19 protein-coding genes are annotated in these 23347 nt (G+C 75.2%); 12 read left to right on the top strand and 7 right to left on the bottom strand.

Annotation, left to right across the window (positions count from 1 at the left end; all coding sequences use genetic code 11):
- Window positions 1–154: 154 nt before the first annotated feature.
- Window positions 155–559 carry a DUF5319 domain-containing protein gene (locus tag LPA42_RS11185; protein ID WP_043965658.1) on the bottom strand — a complete coding sequence of 135 codons (405 nt, stop codon included), beginning with the start codon at window positions 557–559 and terminating at the stop codon, window positions 155–157.
- Window positions 560–792: 233 nt separating this feature from the next.
- Between LPA42_RS11185 and guaB the strand changes: the two genes are divergently transcribed.
- The 4 genes from guaB to LPA42_RS11205 all read left to right on the top strand — a co-directional run bounded on the left by guaB (window position 793) and on the right by LPA42_RS11205 (window position 6720).
- Window positions 793–2355, top strand: coding sequence for an IMP dehydrogenase (guaB, locus tag LPA42_RS11190; RefSeq protein WP_077940130.1), 1563 nt, complete (start codon window positions 793–795; stop codon window positions 2353–2355).
- A gap of 34 nt (window positions 2356–2389) precedes the next feature.
- Window positions 2390–3508, top strand: a complete 1119-nt coding sequence (locus LPA42_RS11195) for a GuaB3 family IMP dehydrogenase-related protein (RefSeq protein ID WP_077940129.1) — start codon at window positions 2390–2392, stop codon at window positions 3506–3508.
- Between the two features lie 165 nt (window positions 3509–3673).
- Window positions 3674–5089 (top strand): M1 family metallopeptidase, encoded by a 1416-nt coding sequence (locus LPA42_RS11200; RefSeq protein ID WP_077940128.1) that lies wholly within the window; start codon window positions 3674–3676, stop codon window positions 5087–5089.
- A 173-nt stretch (window positions 5090–5262) separates the two neighbouring features.
- Complete coding sequence (locus LPA42_RS11205; protein ID WP_077940127.1) at window positions 5263–6720, top strand: M1 family metallopeptidase; 1458 nt, start codon at window positions 5263–5265, stop codon at window positions 6718–6720.
- Window positions 6721–6760: 40 nt separating this feature from the next.
- Here the strand turns inward: LPA42_RS11205 and LPA42_RS11210 are convergent, their stop codons facing one another.
- Window positions 6761–7492 (bottom strand): SDR family oxidoreductase, encoded by a 732-nt coding sequence (locus LPA42_RS11210; protein WP_077940126.1) that lies wholly within the window; start codon window positions 7490–7492, stop codon window positions 6761–6763.
- Between the two features lie 93 nt (window positions 7493–7585).
- Here LPA42_RS11210 and LPA42_RS11215 point away from each other — a divergent pair, with 93 nt between their 5' ends.
- A complete protein-coding gene (locus LPA42_RS11215; RefSeq protein WP_077940125.1) occupies window positions 7586–8434 on the top strand; it encodes a LysR family transcriptional regulator in 849 nt (282 codons plus the stop codon).
- Between the two features lie 6 nt (window positions 8435–8440).
- On the opposite strand, the gene LPA42_RS11220 is transcribed toward LPA42_RS11215, so the two are convergent.
- Complete coding sequence (locus LPA42_RS11220; RefSeq protein WP_091276343.1) at window positions 8441–9562, bottom strand: LCP family protein; 1122 nt, start codon at window positions 9560–9562, stop codon at window positions 8441–8443.
- A 139-nt stretch (window positions 9563–9701) separates the two neighbouring features.
- On the opposite strand from LPA42_RS11220, the gene LPA42_RS11225 reads away from it, so the two are divergent.
- Both LPA42_RS11225 and guaA read left to right on the top strand, forming a co-directional pair.
- On the top strand, window positions 9702–11396 hold the full coding sequence (locus LPA42_RS11225; protein ID WP_077940123.1) for an FAD-dependent oxidoreductase: 1695 nt from the start codon (window positions 9702–9704) through the stop codon (window positions 11394–11396).
- 55 nt (window positions 11397–11451) lie between these two features.
- Window positions 11452–13008, top strand: coding sequence for a glutamine-hydrolyzing GMP synthase (gene guaA, locus LPA42_RS11230; RefSeq protein WP_043965670.1), 1557 nt, complete (start codon window positions 11452–11454; stop codon window positions 13006–13008).
- Between the two features lie 18 nt (window positions 13009–13026).
- Here the strand turns inward: guaA and LPA42_RS11235 are convergent, their stop codons facing one another.
- On the bottom strand, window positions 13027–13293 hold the full coding sequence (locus LPA42_RS11235) for a PspC domain-containing protein (protein ID WP_043965673.1): 267 nt from the start codon (window positions 13291–13293) through the stop codon (window positions 13027–13029).
- A 144-nt stretch (window positions 13294–13437) separates the two neighbouring features.
- On the opposite strand from LPA42_RS11235, the gene LPA42_RS11240 reads away from it, so the two are divergent.
- From LPA42_RS11240 to LPA42_RS11250, 3 genes are all read left to right on the top strand, one after another.
- Window positions 13438–14385, top strand: coding sequence for an NUDIX hydrolase (locus tag LPA42_RS11240; protein WP_043965675.1), 948 nt, complete (start codon window positions 13438–13440; stop codon window positions 14383–14385).
- 138 nt (window positions 14386–14523) lie between these two features.
- A complete protein-coding gene (locus tag LPA42_RS11245) occupies window positions 14524–15435 on the top strand; it encodes an NUDIX hydrolase (protein ID WP_228986536.1) in 912 nt (303 codons plus the stop codon).
- A gap of 346 nt (window positions 15436–15781) precedes the next feature.
- Entirely contained in the window at window positions 15782–16702 is a 921-nt protein-coding gene (locus LPA42_RS11250; protein WP_043965676.1) for a phosphatidylcholine/phosphatidylserine synthase, read from the top strand.
- A gap of 60 nt (window positions 16703–16762) precedes the next feature.
- Here LPA42_RS11250 and LPA42_RS11255 read toward each other — a convergent pair whose 3' ends face one another.
- From LPA42_RS11255 to LPA42_RS11265, 3 genes are all read right to left on the bottom strand, one after another.
- Window positions 16763–18016 (bottom strand): phosphatidylserine decarboxylase, encoded by a 1254-nt coding sequence (locus LPA42_RS11255; RefSeq protein ID WP_077938353.1) that lies wholly within the window; start codon window positions 18014–18016, stop codon window positions 16763–16765.
- A gap of 247 nt (window positions 18017–18263) precedes the next feature.
- A complete protein-coding gene (locus LPA42_RS11260; protein ID WP_198956620.1) occupies window positions 18264–18668 on the bottom strand; it encodes a hypothetical protein in 405 nt (134 codons plus the stop codon).
- Entirely contained in the window at window positions 18665–20560 is a 1896-nt protein-coding gene (locus tag LPA42_RS11265) for a PspC domain-containing protein (protein ID WP_228986537.1), read from the bottom strand. The genes LPA42_RS11260 and LPA42_RS11265 overlap by 4 nt, the downstream gene beginning before the upstream one ends.
- 220 nt (window positions 20561–20780) lie before the next feature.
- On the opposite strand from LPA42_RS11265, the gene LPA42_RS11270 reads away from it, so the two are divergent.
- Both LPA42_RS11270 and LPA42_RS11275 read left to right on the top strand, forming a co-directional pair.
- Window positions 20781–22019, top strand: coding sequence for an ATP-binding protein (locus tag LPA42_RS11270; protein ID WP_176734109.1), 1239 nt, complete (start codon window positions 20781–20783; stop codon window positions 22017–22019).
- Between the two features lie 2 nt (window positions 22020–22021).
- Window positions 22022–22708 carry a response regulator transcription factor gene (locus tag LPA42_RS11275; RefSeq protein WP_043965680.1) on the top strand — a complete coding sequence of 229 codons (687 nt, stop codon included), beginning with the start codon at window positions 22022–22024 and terminating at the stop codon, window positions 22706–22708.
- Window positions 22709–23347: the final 639 nt, after the last annotated feature.

The following is a 23347-nucleotide window of genomic DNA, read 5'->3' on the forward strand; positions in this document are numbered from 1 at the left end:
GGTGGGTGCAGAGCAAAGGGAGGGGGCGATGTGTGGGGGAGTCCGGCGACCCTTACCCAGGGTCAGGTGGCGGGCTGCGGTGGCCCGCCCCGGCGATCGTGACGGAACGTGGTCGACGGGGGTTCGGGCGTGGGCTCGGGTGGTGACGGGGACCCTAGGGGGTCGGGTCGTCGTCGGTGCCCTCGGTGAGGGTGTCGTGCACACCGTCGGCGTATCCCCGGGCGTAGTCCCACGTGACGTAGTGGTCCGGATCCGGGTCGTAGGCCGGCTCGTGCACGCGGGGGCGGCCGGAGCTGAGCAGGTGGCGCAGGTTGCCCCGCAGCAGGTCCCAGTCGAAGTAGTGCGGCTCGCGGCAGTCCTCGCACTCGATGACCAGCCCGCGCACGCCGACGGGGGCCAGCAGGGCCTGGTAGATCTCCAGGTCGGCCAGGTCCTCCAGCACGTCCTGCCGCTCGACCTCGGTCAGCGGGTCGAGCGTGTCGTCGTCCGCCGGGTCGTGCAGCTCCGCCGCCGGATCGGCCGGGTCGCCGTTGAACGGGTCGATGGGCTCGTCGTGCACCCCCTCACCGTAGACCCCGCGCCGGCCGGACGCCCGCCCCCGTCCGGCCGGTCACCCCGCGTCGGCCTCGGCGGGGGTGAACGTCACGCAGCGTCGTCCACCGGCCCGGCACCGGCGGGGCCGGCCTGGGCCGATGGGTACGATGACACTGACGCGTCCTCACCCGGCGCGCGCCGGACGTCCGCGCGCGCCTCCTCGCCGAAGCCCGCCCGACCCAGCTCAGGAGAGCAATCGTGGACAATTCGCCCAGCATCGATCTTCCGGCCGGCGCCGACACCGGCGAGCTGGGCGGCCACCTGCCGGAGCTGCCCGCCGGCTCGGCCCGGGTGGTCCCGCTCGGCCTCACCTTCGACGACGTGCTCCTCCAGCCCGGCGAGTCGGACGTGGTGCCCAGCCGGGTCAACACCCGCACCCGGCTGACCCGCAACGTCGAGCTGACCGTCCCGCTGCTGTCCAGCGCGATGGACACGGTCACCGAGGCGCGGATGGCGATCGCCATGGCCCGCCAGGGCGGCATCGGCGTGCTGCACCGCAACCTCTCCCTGGAGGACCAGGCGCTCCAGGTCGACCTGGTCAAGCGCTCCGAGTCCGGCATGATCACCAACCCGGTGACCGCCAGCCCCGACGACACCCTGCGCGACGTCGACGCGCTCTGCGGGCGCTACCGGATCTCCGGCGTCCCCGTGGTCGACGGCGAGGGGCAGCTCGTCGGCATCGTCACCAACCGGGACATGCGCTTCGTCTCCGAGCCGGCCACCCCGGTCCGCGAGATCATGACCCGCACGCCGCTGGTCACCGCCCCGGTCGGGGTCAGCAAGGACGAGGCGCTGGCCCTGCTGCGTCAGCACAAGGTCGAGAAGCTGCCGATCGTCGACGGCTCGGGCCGGCTGCGCGGGCTGATCACCGTGAAGGACTTCACCAAGAGCGAGCAGTACCCGAACGCCACCAAGGACGACGCCGGCCGGCTCCGGGTGGCCGCCGCCGTCGGCGTGGGCGAGGACGCGTACAAGCGGGCGCGGGCGCTGGTCGACGCGGGCGTCGACGTGATCATCGTGGACACCGCCCACGGCCACCAGCGGGCGGTGCTGGACATGGTCCGCCAGCTCAAGAAGGACGTGACGATCGACATCGTCGGCGGCAACGTGGCCACGTACGCCGGGGCGAAGGCCCTGGTCGAGGCCGGCGCGGACGGGGTGAAGGTCGGGGTGGGTCCGGGCGCGATCTGCACCACCCGGATCGTCGCCGGGGTCGGCGTGCCGCAGATCACCGCGATCATGGAGGCGGCGCGGGCCGCCCGCCCGGCCGGCGTGCCGGTCATCGGCGACGGCGGCATCCAATACTCGGGCGACATCGCCAAGGCCCTCGTGGCCGGCGCCGACACCGTGATGCTCGGCAGCCTGCTGGCCGGCTGCGAGGAGAGCCCCGGCGAGCTGATCTTCATCAACGGCAAGCAGTACAAGGCGTACCGGGGGATGGGCTCGCTCGGCGCGATGCAGTCGCGGGGGCAGGCCAAGTCGTACTCGAAGGACCGCTACTTCCAGCAGGACGTGCTCGCCGAGGACAAGCTGGTCCCGGAGGGCGTGGAGGGCCAGGTTCCCTACCGGGGGCCGCTGGCCGCCGTCGCCCACCAGCTCACCGGCGGGCTGCGCGCCGCGATGGGGTACGTCGGCGCGGAGAGCATCCCCGAGCTGCACCGGCGCGGCCAGCTCATCCGGATCACCGCGGCCGGGCTCAAGGAGAGCCACCCGCACGACATCCAGATGACCGTCGAGGCGCCGAACTACCACTCCCGCTGACCCCACCACCACCCCGACACCACCTGGAGCCACCATGCGTGACGTGGTCGAGATCGGCCTGGGCAAGACCGCGCAGCGCGGTTACCACCTGGACGACATCGCCATCGTGCCGAGCCGCCGCACCCGGGACGTCGACGACGTCTCCACCACGTGGCAGCTCGACGCGTACCAGTTCGGCATCCCCTGCGTGGGGCACCCCTCGGACGCGACGATGAGCCCGGGGTCCGCCGTGCGGCTCGGCCAGCTCGGCGGGCTGGGCGTGCTCAACGTCGAGGGCCTGTGGACCCGGTACGAGAACCCGACCAAGATCCTGGAGGAGCTGTCGGGCCTCGGCGAGGACGCCCGCGCCACCAAGCGGCTCCAGGAGGTGTACGCCGAGCCGATCCGCCCGGACCTCATCGCCGAGCGGGTCCGCGAGCTGCGGGCCGGCGGCGGCACGGTGGCCGTGCGGGTCTCCCCGCAGCACACCCTGGCGCTGGCGCCGGTGATCCTCGACGCGGGCGTGGACATCCTGGTCATCCAGGGCACCATCGTCTCGGCGGAGCACGTCTCCACCACCGACGAGCCGCTCAACCTCAAGGAGTTCATCGCCGACCTCGACCTGCCGGTCATCGTCGGCGGCTGCACCGACTACAAGACGGCGCTGCACCTGATGCGCACCGGCGCGGCCGGCGTGATCGTCGGCATCGGTGGCGACGGCTGGTCGACCACCGAGTCGGTGCTGGGCATCCGGGTGCCGATGGCCACCGCGATCGCCGACGCCGCCGCGGCCCGCCGCGACTACCTCGACGAGACCGGCGGCCGGTACGTGCACCTGATCGCCGACGGCGACATCCAGACCTCCGGCGACATCGCCAAGGCGCTGGGCTGCGGCGCGGACGCGGTGATGCTCGGCGAGCCGCTGTCGCTGTGCGCGGAGGCCCCGGCCGGCGGCGCGTGGTGGCACTCGGCGGCCAGCCACCCGTCGCTGCCGCGCGGCGCGTTCGAGGTGGCCGGCGAGCCGCTCGGGGAGATGGAGCGGCTGCTGTTCGGCCCGGCCGACGAGCCGGACGGCCAGCTCAACCTGTTCGGTGGGCTGCGCCGGGCGATGGCCAAGTGCGGTTACCGCGACCTCAAGGAGTTCCAGAAGGTCGGCCTGGTCCTCGACCGCTGACCCTGGCTCCGGGGCGACCCGGAAGAGCACGGGGAACGGCCCCGCCGCGGGAGAGCGGCGGGGCCGTTCGCGTCGGGCGGGGTCGATTGTGGGCCTATTGCCGGTTATAGACGCTTCTGTCGGCCGGCGTGGGCTAGGCTCGCCCCCGACAGGCGAGGGAGAGCGATGGTCCGCACAGGAAGACGACCGGTCGGCCGCGCCGTCCTGGCCGCCTGCCTCGTCGTGGGCGCCCTCGCGGCCTGCACCGGAACGCCGCCCGACGCCGACCGCGCCCGCCATGGGGCGGCCGACGCGGGCGACCCGTACGTCCCCGGGCGCGGCAACGGCGGCTACGACGTGGCCGCGTACCGGCTGCGGGTCCGCTACGACCCCGCCGACGACCGGCTCACCGGGCACGCCACGATCACGGCCACCGCGACGGCCGGGCTGTCCCGGTTCAACCTGGACCTGTCCGGCCTGACCGTCGGCGCGGTCCGCGTCGACGGCGCGAAGGCCGGGCACGCCCGCGAGGGCGAGGAACTGGTGGTCACCCCGGCGCGCGGCCTGGCCCGGGGCGCCCGGTTCACCGTCGACGTGGAGTACGCGGGGGTGCCGCAGCCGGTCGAGAGCAGCACGCTGGGCCTCGGCGGCTTCCTCGCCAACGCCGACGGCGCGGTCGCGCTCGGCCAGCCCGACTCGGCGAGCACCTGGTACCCGGTCAACGACCACCCGTCCGACAAGGCCACCTACGACGTCGAGGTGACCGTCCCCGACGGGCTGGCCGCGCTCGGCAACGGCGTGCCGGTGGGGCGCACCAGCGCCGGCGGCTGGACCACCTGGCGCTGGGCCGAGCGGTCCCCGATGGCCAGCTACCTGAGCACGCTGGTGATCGGCGACTACCGGGTCACGACCGGCACCCACCAGGGCAAGCCGATGGTCACGGCCGTCGCGGCGAGCCTGCCCGCCGACGGGCCGGCCGCCGCCTCGCTGGCCCGCACCGGCGAGGTCGTCGACTTCCTCGCCGACCGCTTCGGGCCGTACCCGTTCGAGTCGTACGGCGGGATCGCGCTCGCCGAGGGCCGCATCTCGTACGCCCTGGAGACCCAGTCCCGCCCGGTCTACGGGCCGGGCTTCTTCCGCTCCGGCCGCCCCGACACCGGGGTCGTCGCCCACGAGCTGGCCCACCAGTGGTTCGGCGACAGCGTCTCGCTGGCCCGGTGGAGCGACATCTGGCTCAACGAGGGCTTCGCCACGTACGCCGAATGGCTCTGGCTGGAGCACGACGGCGGCCGGACCGTCGAGCAGACCGTCGCGGCCCGCTACGCCGCGACGGACTGGTCGCAGCCGTCGGTCGACCCGGGCCGGGCGAACATGTTCGGCGACGCCGTCTACCAGCGGGGCGCCCTCGCGGTGCACGCGCTGCGGCGGACCCTCGGCGACGACGTCTTCTTCCGGGTCCTGCGCGCCTGGACCACCGAGCGGCGCGGCGGCAACGCCACCACGGCGGACTTCGTCGCCCTCGCCGAGCGGGTCGCCGGCCGGCGGCTGGGCGCGCTGCTCGACGCCTGGCTCGTCGGCGGCACCGCGCCCGCGCTGCCCTGAGCGGCGCCGGCACCCGGGGCCGCCGGCCCGGTGGCCCGCCGCGCCCGCGCCACCCCGAGTCGCGCCCGCGCTCGGTAGGCTGCCGCGGGTGGAGCGGCCCGGACGAGCCGGGCCGGCCGGGCGGGCCGAGGGCCGCCGCCGGGCCGGGGGCCTCCGCCGGGAGGGACGACGCGATGACGCTGCGCCTGTGGGGCCTGCGCCTGCGCACCGGGCTGCTGTTGGCCGGCGCGCTCGGGCTGGCCGCCTGCTCCTCGACGCCCGAGCCGGCCGCCCGGGAGGCCACCCCGTCGCCGACGGGGTCGCGGCAGTTCACGCCCGGCGCGGCCGGGCTGGGCGACGAGTACTTCCCCCGGTACGGCAACGGCGGGTACGACGTGACCCGGTACGTGGTGAAGGTCCGCTACGACCCGGCGACGGACCGCCTCACCGGCACCACCACCGTGCAGGCCACGGCCACCGCGAGCCTGTCCGCGTTCAACCTGGACCTGGCCGGGCTCACCGTGCGCGGGGTGACGGTCGACGGCGTCCCGGCCCGGCACGCCCGCGACGGCGACGAGCTGGTCGTCACCCCCGCCGCCGGCCTGACCTCCGGCAACGGCTTCACCGCCGAGATCCGGTACGAGGGCTCGCCGAAGCCGCTGACCAACGAGGCGCTCGGCGAGGGCGGCTTCCGGCACACCTCCGACGGCGCGGTGGCCCTCGGCCAGCCCGAGTCGGCGAGCACCTGGTTCCCGGTCAACGACCACCCCGCCGACAAGGCCGCCTACGATTTCGAGATCACCGTCCCGGAGGGGCTGACCGCCGTCAGCAACGGGGTGCCGGTGGGCAAGACCACCCGCGCCGGCTGGACCACCTGGAAGTGGGCCGAGCGGTCCCCGATGGCCAGCTACCTGAGCATGGTGGCCATCGGCAACTTCCGGGTGACCCGCGCCGAACACAAGGGACGGCCGGTGTTCAGCGCGGTCACCACCGGGCTGCCCGAGGGCGCGGCGGACGCCTCGATCGCCCGCACCGTCGAGGTGGCCGACTACCTGGAGGGCGTGTTCGGGCCGTACCCGTTCGGGTCGTACGGCGGGGTGGTCGTCGACGATCCGGGCATCAGGTTCGCCCTGGAGACGCAGAGCCGCCCGGTCTACTCGGCCAACTTCTTCCGCCGCGGCGCGAACAGCGGGGTGGTCGCCCACGAGCTGGCCCACCAGTGGTTCGGCGACAGCGTCTCGCTGGCCCGGTGGAGCGACATCTGGCTCAACGAGGGCTTCGCCACGTACGCCGAATGGCTCTGGCTGGAGCACGACGGCGGCCGGACGGTGCAGCAGTCGTTCGACGGGGAGTACGTCGGCGCGTCGGCGTCGGTGTGGCGGACGCCGCCCGGCCGGCCGGGGGCGGCGAACCTGTTCGGCGACTCCGTCTACCAGCGGGGCGCGATGACCGTGCACGCGCTGCGCACCACCGTCGGCGACGAGGCGTTCTTCCGGATCGTCCGGGGCTGGGCGGCCGACCGGCGCGACGGCAACGTCACCACCGCCGACTTCGTCGCCCACGCCGAGCAGGTCTCCGGCAGGCAGCTCGACGCGCTCTTCGACGCCTGGCTCTACGGCACCGAGCAGCCGGAACGCCCCACGGCCCGCTGACCCACGGGGTGCGCGCCGCACCCTGTCACCTCGTCACCCGTCACCAGGGCACCACCCCGGCGTCCTCGAAGAAGCCGCCGGTCGGGCCGTCGTCGGGCAGGGTCGCGAGCCGGATCGCGATCGCCGCACCCTGCTCCGGGGTACGGACCCCCTGGAAGTTGTTGAGGTCGGTGGCGACGTAGCCGGGGCAGGCGGCGTTGATCAGGATGTTCGTGCCGCGCAGCTCCCTGACGTACTGCACGGTGACGGCGTTGAGGAACGTCTTCGACGGCGAGTACGCGACGGCGACCGGACCCGTGGTGAGGTCACCCTCGGCGGCGGACTGCCGGGCGAGGGAGCCGACGCCGCTGGACATGTTCACGATCCGGGGCGACGCCGACCGGCGCAGCAGCGGCAGCATGGCGTTGGTGACCCGGATGACGCCGAGCACGTTCGTCTCCACGACGGCCCGCACCACCGCGAGGTCGACGGTGGTGGGCAGCTGCGCCCGGTCACCGGTCACCCCGGCGTTGTTGACCAGCGCGTCGAGGCGGCCGGCACGCTGTTCGACCAGCGCGGCGGCGGCGGTGACGCTCGCGTCGTCGGTCACGTCCAGCGGCACCCCGAACGCGTCGACGCCGGCCGCGCGCAGCTTCGCCACGGCGGTCTCCCGGCGCTGCCCGTCCCGTGCGCCGACGCCGACGCTGAAGCCGAGGGCGCCCAGGCCGGCGGCGATCTCGTACCCGATTCCCTTGTTGGCGCCGGTGACCAGCGCGATCTTCGCCTCGCTCATGCGGTCGATCCTGGCCGGGCCCGGCCAGGCCACCAACACCGACTGAGTGCGCAGCGATACCCGGCGGGTATCGGCCCCGGGTACCGTGGGGGCATGGAGACGCGGGAGTTGCGGTACTTCGTCGCCGTCGCCGAGGAGCTCCACTTCGGGCGGGCGGCGCAGCGGCTCGGCATCGCGCAGCCGCCGCTGTCGCGGGCGATCGCGCAACTCGAACGGCGCCTCGGGGTGACGCTGCTGGAACGCAGCAGTCGCAGCGTCACCCTGACCGAGGCCGGCTCGGTGCTGCTGGTCGAGGGCCGGGCGGCCCTCGACGCCGTCGCCGCCGCCGACCGGCGCACCCGCCGCGCCGCCCGCGCCGCGACCGGAGACCCCGGCCTGGTCCTGGTCACCAAGGCCGGAGCGTCCAGCGAACTGCTGGCGAAGCTGCTCGACGCCTACGCCGCCGAACCCGGCGCGGTCGCCGTCGACGTGCACCTGTGCGGGATCGGCGAGCAGGAGCGGCTGCTGCGCGACGGACGGGCGGACGTGGCGCTGCTGCACCGGCCGTTCGACTCGGCCGTCGGGTTCGACACCGAGGAGTTGTACACGGAGGGGCAGGTGGTGCTGCTGCCGGCCGGGCATCCCCTCGCCGGCCGGGCCGAGCTGCGGGAGGCCGACGTCGCCGACCTTCCCGGCCTGCCGCTGCCGCGCTGGCCGCGCCGCGACGGCACCTACCCGGACGGTCCCGGTCCGCAGGTCCGCGACCAGGTGCAGCTGTACGAGCTGATCGCGCTCGGCCGGGCGTCGGCGGTGCTGCCCGAGTCGTGTCGGGTCCACCTGCGCCGCGACATCGCCGCCGTGCCGGTGCCGGACGCGCCGAGCGTGACGACGGTGATCGCCTGGCCGCCGCACAGCCGGTCCAAGGCGCTGGCCGTGCTGATCCGGACGGCGCTCGGCCTCTAGCCGGGCCTAGTTCTTCACCACCAGCTCCGGGTGGTCGGCCAGGTACTGCTCGGCCCGGCCCTCCTTGAGCGCGGTGAGGAACTGCCGGCCGACCGGCTTGAGCTGTTCGCCGCGGTAGCCGCTGCCCTTGCCCACCCCCTCGCCGGGCAGGCCGACGAGGACGAGCCGGTCGGCGGGCAGCCCGCCGAGGGCGTACGCGAGGTCGACGATCCGTGGCCCGCCGGCGTAGCGGAGGGTGTCGCCGAGCGCCCCGACGACCTGCTCGACCCGGTCGGGCTGCCGGGGCAGGCTCTCGGACTGCATCTTCGCCACGATGGCCCGGATGAGCTGCTGCTGGTGGCGCTGCCGGTCGTAGTCCCCGTTCTTCAGGCCGTAGCGCTGCCGGGCGTAGTCCAGCGCCTGCCAGCCGTTGAGGTGCCGCTCGCCCTTCTCGTAGACCATCTGCGGGCCGACGTAGCCGCCGCCGCCCGGCGCGGCCTCGCGGTGCCGGCCGTCCGGCCGCCGGTGCAGCGAGACGGTCCGCTGGTCGACGTAGAGGTCGACCCCGCCGACGGCGTCCACCAGCTTCTCGAAGCCGGTGAAGGTGACCACGGCGCCGGCGTCGAAGCGCAGCCCGGTGTAGCCGCTGACGGTGCTGCGCAGCAGCTCGTACCCCTGGGCGGTGCTCGGCTTCTTGGGCTTGCTAGGCACCCGGCTGCCGTAGCTCATCGCGTGGGTGAGCTTGGTCTTCCCGCCGGAGTAGCCGGCCTTCGGGTAGGCCGGGATGTCGACCAGCAGGTCCCGGGGCAGTGAGAAGAGGTACGCCCGGTCCAGCCCCGCCGGCACGTGCGCCACCAGCACGGCGTCGCCGTGCGGCTCCCAGCCGGGCACGCTGACCCGGGTGTCCACGCCGACGAGCAGCAGGTTCAGCGGCCCGGTGACGTCGGCCCCCGGCGGCGGGGTCGGGCTCGGTGTCGGCGACGGCGTGGGGGTGGGCGCGGCGGTGACCCGCCCCGCCCCGCGTTCGGTCTGCCGGTCGGCGACCAGCCGGGCCGCCACCGTGCCGCCGACCGCCAGCACGACGGCCGCCGCGACGACGGCCAGCCCCACCCGCCACCGCCGCCGTCCGGTACCCGTCTGTCCGGCCATGTCCGCACCCCCGCCCCTACAACGCTCCGAGGGCCACGCCGGGTTGCGGCCGCTGAGCCGCGGATCACCGGCGGCGGGGTGCATGGTCCCGCGAAAACCGGCTATGGCGCGAGAGCTACCCGTCGGTAATGATGCGTTCATGCGGTACGACGTGCTCGTCATCGGGTCCGGCTTCGGCGGCAGCGTCACCGCGCTCCGGCTGGCCGAGAAGGGCTACTCGGTCGGCGTCCTGGAGGCCGGGCGGCGCTTCGCCGACGACGAGTTCCCCGAGACCTCGTGGCGGCTGCGGCGGTTCCTGTGGGCACCGAAGCTCGGCTGCTACGGCCTGCAACGGATCACCCTGCTCCGCTCCGCCGACCGGAAGGCCGGCGGCGGGGTGCTGGTGCTCTCCGGCGCGGGGGTCGGCGGCGGCTCCCTGGTCTACGCGAACACCCTCTACGAGCCCCTCGACGCGTTCTACGCCGACCCGCAGTGGCGGGACGTCACCGACTGGCGGGCCGAGCTGGCCCCGCACTACGACCAGGCGAAGCGGATGCTCGGCGTCACCACGTACCCGCTGCACACCCGGGCGGACGTCGCGATGCGGGCGGTCGCCGACCGGATGGGGGTCGGGCACACCTTCCACCCCACCCCCGTGGGCGTGCACATCGGCCGGCCGGGGGAGCGGGCCGCCGACCCGTACTTCGGCGGCGCCGGCCCGGAACGCACCGGCTGCACGCACTGCGGGGCGTGCATGACGGGCTGCCGGCAGGGGGCGAAGAACACCCTGGTCAAGAACTACCTGTGGCTGGCCGAGCGGCTCGGCGTGCAGGTGCACCCGCTGACCACCGTCACCGCCGTGCGCCCCGCCGACGGGGGCGGCTACCGGGTCGAGACCGTGCGCACCGGGGCCTGGCTGCGCAGGCGCCGCCGGGTGTGGCACGCCGACCAGGTGGTCCTCGCCGCCGGGGCGCTCGGCACCCAGCGGCTGCTGCACGAGATGAAGGCCACCGGGGCGCTGCCCCACCTGTCCGACCGCCTCGGCGAGCTGACCCGGACGAACTCCGAGGCGATCCTCGGCGCGTCCGTGCCACCGGGGCCGGCCCGCGCGCAGGGGCTGGACTTCACCGAGGGGGTGGCGATCACCAGCTCGTTCCACCCCGACCCGCAGACCCACATCGAGCCGGTCCGCTACGGGCGGGGCTCCAACGCGATGGGGCTGCTCCAGTCGCTGCTGGTCGACGGCGGGCCGCACCGGGTCCGCCGCTGGCTGGTCGGGCTGCTCACCCAGCCCCGCCTCGCGGCGCGGATGCTCACCGTCCGCGACTGGTCGCGGCGCACCGTCATCGCGCTGGTCATGCAGTCGGCCGACAACTCGCTGACCACCCGCTGGCGGCGCGGCCCGCTCGGGCGGCGGCTGGTCGCCGGCCCCGGTCACGGCGAGCCCAACCCGACGTGGATCCCCGCCGGCAACGCCGCCGCGCGGCTGCTCGCCGAGGAGATCGGCGGCACGCCGGGCGGGTCGCTCACCGAGCCGTTCGACATCCCGATCACCGCGCACATCCTCGGCGGGGCGGTGATCGGGGCCACCCCGGCCGACGGGGTGATCGACCCGTACCACCGGGTGCACGGGCACCCGGGGCTGCACGTGGTGGACGGGGCGGCCGTGTCGGCGAACCTGGGGGTGAACCCGTCGCTGACCATCACCGCCCAGGCGGAACGGGCGATGTCGTTCTGGCCCAACCGGGGCGAGGCGGATCCCCGGCCGCCGCTGGGGGAGGCGTACCGGCGGGTGGCGGCGGTGCCGCCGGTGCGTCCGGCGGTGCCGGCGCACGCCCCGGGCGCGCTGCGCTGAGCGCGCGGCGGGGTCCGCGCGGGGCTGGGGGTGACTGTCGGTAGGCTTCCTGCCCATGAGCACGCCTCGCCCCGTCCTCGTGGTGGACTTCGGAGCCCAGTACGCCCAGCTCATCGCGCGCCGGGTGCGTGAGGCGCGGGTCTACTCGGAGATCGTGCCGCACTCGATGCCGGTGGCGGAGATGCTGGCGAAGGACCCGGCCGCGATCATCCTGTCCGGTGGCCCGGCCAGCGTCTACGCGCCCGACGCCCCCCAGGTCGACGCGGGGATGTTCGACGCGGGCGTGCCGGTCTTCGGCATCTGCTACGGCTTCCAGGCGATGGCCCAGGCCCTCGGCGGCACGGTCGCGCGCACCGGCAACCGCGAGTACGGCGGCACCCCGCTGCGCCCCCGCCTCACCGAGCCCGGGGTGCTGTTGCGCGACCTGCCGGCCGACCTGCCGGTCTGGATGAGCCACGGCGACTGCGTGACCGAGGCCCCGGCGGGCTTCGCGGTGACGGCCGAGTCGGCCGGTGCCCCGGTCGCCGCGTTCGAGGACCTGGCCGGGCGGCGCGCGGGCGTGCAGTTCCACCCGGAGGTGGGGCACACCGCGCACGGCCAGGAGATGCTCACCCGGTTCCTCTACGACATCGCCGGCATCGAGCCGACCTGGACACCCGAGAACATCATCGACGAGCAGGTGGCCCGCATCCGCGCCCAGGTGGGTGACAAGGAGGTCATCTGCGGCCTGTCCGGCGGGGTCGACTCGGCCGTCGCCGCCGCGCTGGTGCACAAGGCCGTCGGCGACCAGCTCACCTGCGTCTTCGTCGACCACGGCCTGCTGCGGGCGGGCGAGGCCGAGCAGGTGGAGAAGGACTACGTCGCCGCCACCGGGATCAAGCTGAAGGTGGTCGACGCGGCCGACCGGTTCCTCGGCGCGCTGGCCGGGGTGACCGACCCGGAGCAGAAGCGCAAGATCATCGGCCGGGAGTTCATCCGGGTCTTCGAGGCCGCCGCCCGGGAGATCGCCGCGCACGGCGACGTCGAGTTCCTGGTGCAGGGCACCCTCTACCCCGACGTGGTGGAGTCCGGGGGCGGCACCGGCACCGCCAACATCAAGAGCCACCACAACGTCGGCGGCCTGCCGGAGGACCTGAAGTTCGCCCTGGTCGAGCCGCTGCGCACGCTGTTCAAGGACGAGGTGCGCACGCTGGGCCTCCAGCTGGGCCTGCCCGAGGCGATGGTCTGGCGGCACCCGTTCCCGGGGCCGGGCCTGGCCATCCGGATCATCGGGGCGGTCGACCGGGAGCGGCTGGACCTGCTGCGCCAGGCCGACCTGATCGCCCGCGAGGAGCTGACCGCCGCGGGCCTGGACCGGGGCGTGTGGCAGTTCCCGGTGGTGCTCCTGGCCGACGTGCGCAGCGTCGGGGTGCAGGGCGACGGGCGCAGCTACGGCCATCCCGTGGTGCTGCGCCCTGTCTCCAGCGAGGATGCGATGACCGCCGACTGGTCCCGCCTGCCCTACGAGGTGGTGGCCAGGATCTCCACCCGGATCACCAACGAGGTGGCCGAGGTGAACCGGGTGGTCCTGGACGTCACGAGCAAGCCGCCGGGCACCATCGAGTGGGAGTGACCCCACCCGCCCGCCGGCTCAGCCGCCGGTGGGTGACGCGGGGTCCGTCGGGTGCGGCCACGCCGGGGCGTCGGCCGGCTCCTCCGGCATGAGGAACCACATGATCGGGTATGCGAGCGCGGCCACCCCGGCGGTGGCGAGCGTCGCGACGGCGAAGAGCACCCGGACGAGGGTGGGGTCGACGGCGAAGTAGCGGCCGAGGCCGCTGGCCACCCCGGCGACCATCCGGTCGGTGGTGGGTCGGCGGAGTTGCTTGTACGGGGCCTGGTGCGGTGTCGAGGTCATGCCTCCACGTTCCGCGCCGGGCGGCGGGGCGACCTCGGTGACGGCCCGGATCATTACCCTGACCGATCCCTGATGATCCAGTATTCAGTCAGGAATCTGACACTTTTCGATGCCGGTAACGAGGTGCGGGGAGAATTTGGCCCCGTGACCACCATGCTGGAGCCGCTCCGCAGGATCGCGGCATACGCAGTCTGTGCTGACTCAGTCGGCCGAGTGTTGCTGGTCCGCGCATCGGAGCGCTCCGGCACCCCCGGCACGTGGTCCCTCCCCGGCGGGGCGGTCGACCACGGCGAGGACCCCAACCACACCGTCGTCCGGGAGACCGCCGCCGAGACCGGGCTCTCGGTCGCCGTCTCCGGCCTCGACGACGTGCTGGCCGACATGCGGGCCCTGCCCGAGCGCGGCATCACCATCCACACCGACCGGCTCATCTACCGGGTGTCGGTGCGCGGCGGCACGCTCACCGACCGGGTCGACCGCCCCACCGACCTGGCCCGCTGGGTCACCCCCACCGAGGCGCGCGAGCTGCCGCTGCGCGCGTTCACCGCGCGGGCCCTCGGGCTGCCCGCCTCCTCGGCCGACGTGGTGCCCGACGAGCCCCCGGAGTTCCCCTCCTTCTACGCGGTGCCCGGCCCCGACGGGCTGCACCGCGCCCAGCGCTTCGCCGCGTACGCGGTGGCCACCGACCCCGACGGCCGGGTGCTGCTCACCCGGGTCTCCGACGGCTACCCGGGGGCCGGCTGCTGGCACCTGCCCGGGGGCGGCACCGACTACGGCGAGCAGCCGGGCGCGGCGCTGATCCGGGAGCTGGTCGAGGAGACCGGTCAGCGGGGCCGCCTCGTCGAGCTGCTCGGGGTGGCCAGCCACCGCGACGCCGCCTCCCTCGGCCCGGAGGGCTACCCGATCGACTGGCACGGCGTGCGCGCCTTCTACCGGGTGATGGTCGACCAGCCCGCCCCGCCCACGGTGACCGACGTCGGCGGCTCCACCTGCGAGGCCCGCTGGTTCGCCCGGGAGGAGCTGGGCGCGCTGCCCGCCGACCGGCTCACCGAGGTCACGGCCGAGGCCGTCCAGGCCGCCCGCCTCGCCTGACCGCCGCCCGAGCCGGGCCCGACCGGTCGCCCGACCCGGGGTGCGGCCCTACGGCCCCACGTCGTCGCCCGCGCGGCCGTCGTCCGCGATAGCTTCTTGATCGACCGGGCGTCCCGCCCGGGGACCGGGAGGCGCGGGGTGCGGGAACAGCGACGGCGGGTGGGGGTCTACGGGGTGTGCCGGGGCCGCGACGGGCGGGTGCTGCTCGTGCGCGGCTCCGCGTCGGCCGACCACCCCGGCGTGTGGCAGCTGCCCGGGGGCGGGCTGGAGCACGGGGAGCACCCCGAGGCCGGCGTGGTCCGGGAGTTCGCCGAGGAGACCGGCCTCGACGTCCGGGTGACGGGCCTGCTCGCCGCCGTCTCGGACGTCACCGGGCTGCCGGGCGTGGCGCTGCACACCGACCGGATCGTCTTCGCCGTCGAGGCGACCGGCGGCACGCTGCGCGACGAGCCCGACGGCACCACCGACCTGGCGCGCTGGTCGACCCTCGACGAGGCCGCCGGGCTGCCGCTGCTGCCGTTCACCGCCGAGGCGCTCGGCCTGCCGGTCACCCCGCTCCGGCGGCCCGATCCCGGGGCGTCCCCCGACACGCCGTACCCGCCGGTCCCGGCCGACCGGCGGCAGCGTTTCGCGGCGTACGGGCTGGTCACCGACCCGGGCGGGCGGGTGCTGCTCACCCTGATCGCCGACGGCTACCCGGGGGCCGGGCTGTGGCACCTGCCCGGCGGCGGCACCGACCACGGCGAGCAGCCGGCCGCCGGCCTGCTCCGCGAGCTGGTCGAGGAGGCCGGGCAGCTCGGCCGGGTCGTCGAGCTGCTCACCGTCCACCACCGCTACGATCCCGGCGCGCTGGGGCCGGAGGGCCGGCCGATGGACTGGCACGGGGTGCGGGTGGTCTACCGGGTGGTGGTCGACGACCCCACCGAGGCCCGGGTCACGGAGCTGGCCGGGGGGTCGACGGCCGCCGCCGCCTGGTTCCCGCCGGACGCGCTCGGCGACCTGCCGCTGACCGAGGTGGCGGCCCTGGTAACCGGACATGGGGTCGCATAGCGCCCGCCCGCCGAGCCGGTATCGACGACCTCCGGTAGGCTGAAGGCGGGGTTGATGGAGGATCGGGCGATCAGGCCCGAGATGGGAATAGAAGAGGCGATTCGCGCGGTTTAACGGAGATATAAGGTCCGCCGGCAGCTATCGCCAAGCCCCCTACCCCTGTGCAATGGTGTACTCCGCTTTGACGGCTGCCGGGCCCGAAGCGGTCCGGCACGAGACAGCCGGACACCCGCCCTCGTGGCGGCCAGCCCGATCCGGTGATGGAGGAAACGTGCCGAGAGCCCCATGGCGCCGGCGTCGTACGACTGACAGTCCGCGCCCCGCAGGGCGTCGCTGGGCGGGCCCGTTGCGCCGCAGCAGCACGTTCGCCCGCCAGGTGCTGCTCGTCCGGGTGGGACGCCGTGACGGCGTCGCCGCCGCGGGCACCGACCTGACCTCGCCCGAGCACCGCTACCTCGACCGGCAGCGCCGCCGCTACGGCCTCGACCGCTACCAGCGCACCGAGGTCGAGGCGGTCGTGCCGGTGAGCCCGGCCGTGGGCCCCGCCGCCCCGGTCGACGACGCGGCGTCGATGTCGATCCCGCTGCTGCCCGGCGCGCGGACGACGGCCCGCCGGGTCAAGTTCGCCCTGGTCAACGCCTGCACCCTGGCCAGCCTCGTGCTGGGCATCAACGCCATCTTCGTGGCCATGCAGGGCCAGGTGCGCCTCGCCGCGCTCCTGCTGATCGCCTGCGTGGCGTTCGACGGGCTCGACGGCGCGCTGGCCCGCCGGTTCGGGGTGGCCAGCCCGTTCGGCGCCCAGATGGACTCGCTGGCCGACATGTGCTCGTTCGGCCTGGCCGCCCCCGTGGTGGTCTACGCCTCGCTCGCCGGCGAGGCGCCGCGCGCCGCCGCCGCGGTCGCCGCCGCGCTCGTCGCCGCCTGCGCGGCGATCCGGCTCGCCCGGTTCAACGTCTCGCCGAAGGACGGCCGCTTCTTCTGCGGCGTGCCGACCACGATGGCCGCGGCCGTGCTGGCCCTGACCGTCGCCCTGGGCCTGCCGCTGCCCGGCCTCGTGCAGATCGCCGGGGTGGCGCTGCTGGCGTTCGCGATGGTCTCCAGCTTCCCGTACGCGAAGCTGGCCCGGCTGGTGAAGCTGCCGCCGTGGCTCTGGCTGGCCCCGGTGGTCGGCGCGCTGGTCGACATCCGGCTCACCTTCGCCCTGATCGTGGTGGGCTACCTGGTCAGCGGCCCCGTGCTCTGGCTGCACCAGCGCCGCACCGCCTGATCCGACGCTCGACGACGAAGGGGGCGCCGCAGTCGCGGCGCCCCCTTCGTCGTGCCCGGCTCAGCGCCAGCGGGCGATGACCGTGGACCCGCCGACCACCCGGTCGCCCGGCCCGACCAGCGGGTCGGCGGCGTCGGCCGGCAGGTAGACGTCGGTGCGCGAGCCGAACCGGATCAGGCCGAACCGCTCGCCCCGGGCCAGCAGCGACCCGATCGGGGCCCGCTGCACGATGCGCCGGGCGATCAGCCCGGTGCGCTGCGCCACGACGACCGTCCCGTGGTCGGTGTCGAGCACCGTGTACGCCGCCACGTTGTGCTCGGCGTCCGGCTTCATGGCGTTGACGAACCCGCCGTCGGCGACGAAGTAGTCGACCACCTTGCCGGCCACCGGGGAGCGGTTGACGTGCACGTCCAGCACCGACAGGAACACCGCGACCCGCAGCCACTCGCCGTCGCCGAACCGCTCGTCGTGCAGCCGCTGCACCGACAGCACCTGACCGTCGGCGGCGGCCACGACGGCCGACGGGTCCTCGGGAACGTCCCGCTGCGGGTCCCGGAAGAACGCGGCCACCGGGACGGCGGCGAGGGCCGGCACCAGCCACAGCTTGGACTTGGGCCGGGCGACCCGGGTCAGCGCGGCCAAACCGAGGGTGATGCCGGCCGCCGCGACCCCGTTGGAGTCGATGTGCATGCCCCGCGTCAGCGGGACGCTCGACGGCCGGTGGGCCGGGGCGAGGCGGGCGGCGACCGCCGCGTCGGCCGGGGTGAACCGGAGCCGGTGCACCCGCACCGGCGGGGAGTTGCGCAGCACCAGGTCGCTCCCGGCGCCGTGCAGGGCGGCCTGCCGCTCCAGCTCGGCCGCCGCGCCGGCCGTCCGGGCCGGGGTCGCCGGCACCGCCACGGCGAGCACCGCACCGTCGGCCAGGTATTTCGCCAGGCCGTCGACGGTTGTGCGGGTCTCGTCGGCGGTGCCGGTGAGCGGCTCGGCGGCGATCACCACCTCGACGGCGTCGGCCTCGGCGAGGGAGTCCACCACGCGTACCCGGTCGGCGACCCAAGGGCCCTGGGCCGTCACGTGCTCGCGCAGCGCGGCCGGCGTCGCCGACCCGGCCGGCACGACGGTGAGAGCGTCGCCGGGCAGCAGGGCGTCGATCGCCGCGGCGAGGACCGCGGAGTCCGGGGTCGCGCCGACCAGCAGGGCGGCCTTCGGGTCGTTGCGCCGGGCGAGCTCGGTGACGAGGGTACGGGCGGCACGCTCGCCGATGCGGACCGGACCGGGCCGGCCGGAGGTGCGCACGGCGGGGGACTGGGTCATGTCGGACGGGCTCCTGACGGGGTAGAGACGGCAATCGCGGCGGGATCGCCACGGCGAACCGGTCGGGGTCGACCGCGGACGGGCCCGACGACCGGGCGGCGGGCCGGGGCGAGGCCCCGCGACGCGGCCCGGTCGTCGACGGCCCGGCGGCTCGTCGCGGGCGAGGCCCGCGGCGTGGGCCGGCCGGCGGAGGCGAGATCTCCACGGCCAGCATATGCGCCCTCCGCCGGGGCCCGCACCGCAGCGGTCAACCGCCCGCCCGCTCGTCCCCGCGGGGCGCCCCGCCGTCGCTGACCGGCCGGTCCTCGACCGCCTCGGGCAGGTCGTCGGAGACGGCGGCGGCCGGCCACTCGTCGGTCCGCGCGGCACCCGTCTCCTCGGCCTCCGTCGCGACACCGGCTCCGGCACCGGGCTCGGCGGCCGGTGCCGTCCCGGGGGTGGCCCCCTGCGGGCCGGCCGCCCGGTTGCCCCGGCCGGAGCGCAACGCGCCGACCAGCCCCAGCACGCCGATCAGGAGCAGCCCGCCGGCCAGGAACCAGCCGACCGGGGGGAGGGCCAGGCCGAGCAGTTGGGCGAGCAGCCACCAGGCAGCCAGCGCGACGAAGAACAGGCCGAAGCCGAGCGATACGACGTCGGTGCGGTGCGCCTTCACCGGGTCACCTCCAGGTCTCCGGCGTTGACGTGGACGTAGAGGCGCAGCTTCCCGCCGCCGGGACCGTCCGCGCCGAGGTCGGTGATCTCCCGGAGCCGACCGTCCAGGGCGCCCGAGCGGTTGCCGAAGATGGTCGAGTCCCCGGCGTTGACGTCGGCGATCGTGGTGACGTCGACGTTCGGCGGCACCACCACGGTCGCCTTGCCGAAGTTGATCGCGACGGTGATCTGGGTCTCCTGCTTGTCGAAGTCGATGGCGCGCAGGTCCAGCACGGCGTCGCCGAAGTTGTTCTCGTACCGGTCGGCCAGGTCGCGGCGGTCCGTGGGGGCCCAGGTGACGTCCCCGTCCACGCCCCGGACCCGGTCGTAGGACTCGGCGACCGTGGCGACGCCGAGCGCCGCCGCGGTGACCAGCCCGAGCGCGATCAGCCACCGCGCCCGGCCGAACCAGGCGCCGACGAGCAGGCCGAGCCCGATGGTCGCCAGGGCCGCCGCGAAGTACGCCGCCGCCCCCACCTCGACCACGTCCAGCAGGTCGAGCACGGCCACCACGCCGAGCGCCAGGAAGATCAGCGAGAAGGTCACGGCACCCAGCGGGGACCGCTCCCGGGGCCGCTTCGGCGGCCGGGCCGGCGGGTGCGGCGCCGCCGGGGCCGGTTGCGGCCCCTGGGCGTACGGGCCGTGCGGGGCGAACGGCGGCCGGTAGCCGGGCGGCGCGGGCGGGATGACCGGCGGGTAGGCGACCGGGGCGGGTGGACCGGTCGACGGGGCCGGCGCGGGCGGCCAGGCCGGCAGCCCGGCGGTCGTCCCGCCCGGGGGCCGGGCGGGTGCGGCCCACCCGGTGGCGGGCTGCCCGGGGACGGGCGCCCCGAACGACTGCCTCGGCAGGGCCCCGGCGGGCTGCCCCGCGAGCGGTGCTCCGGACGGCTGACCGGGGACGCCGGGGCCGGCCGGCGGCGTCGGAGACACGGCCCCGTGGCCGGCGGGCGGGGTGAACAGCCCCGGCGCGGGCGGGACGACGGTGCCCCGCGTGGGCCACGCGGCCGGCGGCACCGGCCCCGGCGGGGCGGCGGCGGGCGTGCCGGGGGCCGCGCCCCGGCCTGCCGCGGCGTGGTCCCGGTTGAGCAGCAGCGCGCCGCCGACCAGGATGGCCGCGCCGAGCAGCACCGCCCGGAACGCGTCGGTGACGATGTAACCGAAGCTCACCGCGACCAGGATGCTCAGCACGATCACGGTGACCGGGGACATGCTGGACCGGCCCCGGCCGAGCATCGACTCGACGGGGGAGGCGGTGTCGCCCTCGCCGGGGATGATCAGCCAGGCCGTGACGTACACCAGGATGCCGATGCCGCCGAAGAAGCCCAGCACCGCCAGCAGCACCCGCCAGAGCACCGGGTCGGTGTTGGTGGCCCGGCCGATCGCCGCGCAGACGCCGGCCAGGTAGCGACCCTCGCGCGGCCGGACCAGCCCGTACCGGGAGGTGAAGCTGGCTCCCTCGGGCGGCGGGGGCGGCGGGGCCGCGTACCCCCCGGGTGGTGGGCCGCCCGCCCCCGGACCGTCACCCCCGGGCGGCGGGGGCGGCGGGGCCGCGACCCCCCCGGGCGGTGGGCCGCCCCCCCCCGGACCGCCACCCCCGCGCGGCGGCGGGGGCGCGCCCGCCCCCGGCGTCCGCGGCGGCGGCCAGCCCCCGTGGGCCTGGCCGGTCTGCCCGGGCGGGCCCGGCCGGGCGGTCGCCTCCGGGTCACCGGGCGCGGCCGCCGCCGGGCCGAAGTCGGTCGGCGCGGTCCAGGCGGGGGGGGTGGTGGGGGCCGCCGGGGCCGGCGGCGGGGGCGGTGGTGGCCCGCCCGGCGGTGCCGTCCCGGGGCGGGGCGGCGGGGCAGCTTCCTCGGTCATGCCTCGATCCTGCTGCGCGGGCCGGCGAGAGACCTCCGGAACCGACCCTGACCCCACCCTGAGATCGGGCGGGCCCGGATGTCCGGGCGTTCCCCGTGGTCGGCGGCCCTCGCGGCGTGTGACGATCGGATCGGCGTCGCCGGCCCCGGCGCGCCCGCGCCCGCGCCGCACGGCGGCCCGGCGTGCGCCCCGCCCGAGCAGGGAGCCTCCGATCAGCGCCGTGACCCAGCCGCCCCGCCTCTACCGGGCGCCCGAGCACCGGATGGCCGCCGGCGTCGCCGCCGGCATCGCCGAGCACCTCGGCATCTCGGTGGTCCGGGTGCGGATCGCGTTCATGGTGCTGCTGGGCCTCAGCGGGCTCGGGCTGTTGCTCTACGCCGCCTTCTGGGCGGTGGTCCCGCTGCGGCCCGGTGACGCCGCCGTCCCGGCCCGCCGGGATCTCGGCCAGCTCCTGCCGTTCGTGGCGATCGGGCTGGTGGTGCTGGTGCTCCAGACGGTGCTCTTCGACTCCGTCGGCGCGGCGGGGACCGCCGGCTGGTTGGTCGCGATCATCGCGGTCGGGGCCGGGGTGATCTGGCACCAGTCCGCGCCGGAGCGCCGCCGGCAGTGGGACGAGCGGATGCCGGTGCCCTGGCTCGGCGCGGTGATCGAGGAGAACGACCGGCGCGCGTTCGTGCTGCGGTTCATCGGCGGCGGGGTGCTGGTCGCGGTCGGCATCATCGGCGTGGCGGCGGTCTACTCGCCCGCGCAGAACTTCGACGCGGTGGTCAACGGCGTCATCTTCGCGCTGGTGGGGCTGGCCGGGGTGGGGGTGGTGGCGGCCCCGGTGCTCTGGCGGACCTACAACCAGCTCCGCTCGGAGCGCGAGGGGCGCATCCGCGAGCAGGAGCGGGCGGAGCTGGCCGCCATGGTGCACGACCAGGTGCTGCACACCCTCGCGCTGATCCAGCGCAACGCCGCCGACACCACGACCGTGCAGCGGCTCGCGCGCGGGCAGGAGCGGTCGCTGCGCAACTGGCTCTACAAGCCGACCGCCTCGCCGACGGAGCGGTTCGCCGCGGCCCTGGAGCAGGCGGCGGCCGAGGTCGAGGACACCTACGCCATCACCGTGGAGACGGTGGTGGTGGGCGACCGGGGCACCGACGAGCGGGTCGGCGCGCTGGTCGCGGCGGCCCGCGAGGCGCTGGTGAACGCGGCCCGGCACGCCGGGGTGCGGACGGTCTCGCTGTACGCCGAGGTCGAACCGGAGCAGGTGAGCGTCTTCGTCCGGGACCGGGGCAAGGGCTTCGATCCCGATACGGTGGAGGACCACCGGCACGGGGTCCGGGGGTCGATCGTCGGGCGGATGAGGCGGCACGGCGGCCGGGCGGAGATCCGCTCCGAGCCGGGTGAGGGGACGGAGGTCCGGTTGATCCTGCCGATCTCCCGCGACCAGTCCACGGCGGAAAGGGACAGATGACCATGGCCGAGCAGCCGACCGGACCGGTCGAGGGCGGGGCGGGCGCGCCTGCGCGCCTGCGCGTCTTCCTCGTCGACGACCACGCCATGTTCCGCGCGGGGGTCCGCGCCGAGCTGGGCGTGCACGTCGACGTGGTGGGCGAGGCCGGCACGGTGGCCGAGGCGGTCGCCCGGATCGCCGCCAGTGTCCCCGACGTGGTGCTGCTGGACGTGCACATGCCCGACGGCGGCGGCCGGGCGGTGCTGGAGGCGATGCGGCGCAGCCACCCGCAGGTGCGCTTCCTGGCGCTGAGCGTGTCCGACGCCGCCGAGGACGTGATCGGCCTGATCCGGGCCGGCGCCCGGGGCTACGTCACCAAGACGATCTCCCCGGACGAGCTGGCCGCGGCGATCCGCCGGGTGGCCGACGGGGACGCCGTGTTCAGTCCCCGGCTGGCCGGGTTCGTGCTGGACGCGTTCGCCGCCCGGCCGGACGCCCCGGTGGCCGATCCGGAGCTGGACCAGCTCACCAACCGGGAGCGCGAGGTGCTCCGCCTGCTCGCCCGGGGGTACGCGTACAAGGAGATCGCCAAGGAGCTCTACATCTCGATCAAGACGGTCGAGACGCACGTGTCGAACGTCCTACGCAAGCTCCAGATGTCCAACAGGTATGAATTGTCGCGCTGGGCTGCGGACCGCCGCCTGGTGTGATCGACTCCTGGTTCCGGCCGGGCCCCGGCGATGATCCTGGGTGTCGGCCGGTGTGACGCAGCGTAACTGTGAGCCTGGTCATTCGGCTCGCATCCCCCGCTCGGTCGGTGCTGCTCCCCGGGCGGCCGAAGGCCGCCTCGCCCGGACGGGCAGACCGTGTCGGTGTCCGTCCCGCTCCACCCTGCCCGCAGCACGGGGGCGGGGAAGCTCACAGGCTGGTCGCGGGCGTTGGGCGGAACGCGAAAGTCGGTTGTATCTTGGCTGTTCAGCGGGGCGCGGCCGGCTTGTTTCAAGATCATTTCCCAAGTATCGGCCGCACTGCGGGCAACTAACGGCTTGATAACGGCACCTTCACGTAACGGGCCGGCAGGTGTCACAGTTGCAGCACCTCACCCCCGGTGTGAGGCGCCCATGCACGGTCGCGCGACCACGGATGTGTCGAGAAGTCACGGTTCGTGGTCGTCGATTCCTGCGCGGGGGCCGAATCCGGTACGGTGCGGCAGCCCGGCGGATCGGTACATCAGGGGTGTCCCGATTTCCTGCGGTAACCGGCGGTCGGTGGTTGCGACCGCCGGCGGTGTCACCCCCCATGCGTGCGTGAAACCCACGACGGAACAGGTTAGAAAGAGGAGGCCCCTC

The organism is Micromonospora sp. DH13, assembly GCF_020873825.1.
In the GTDB taxonomy this organism is placed as follows: Bacteria; Actinomycetota; Actinomycetes; order Mycobacteriales; family Micromonosporaceae; genus Micromonospora; species Micromonospora haikouensis.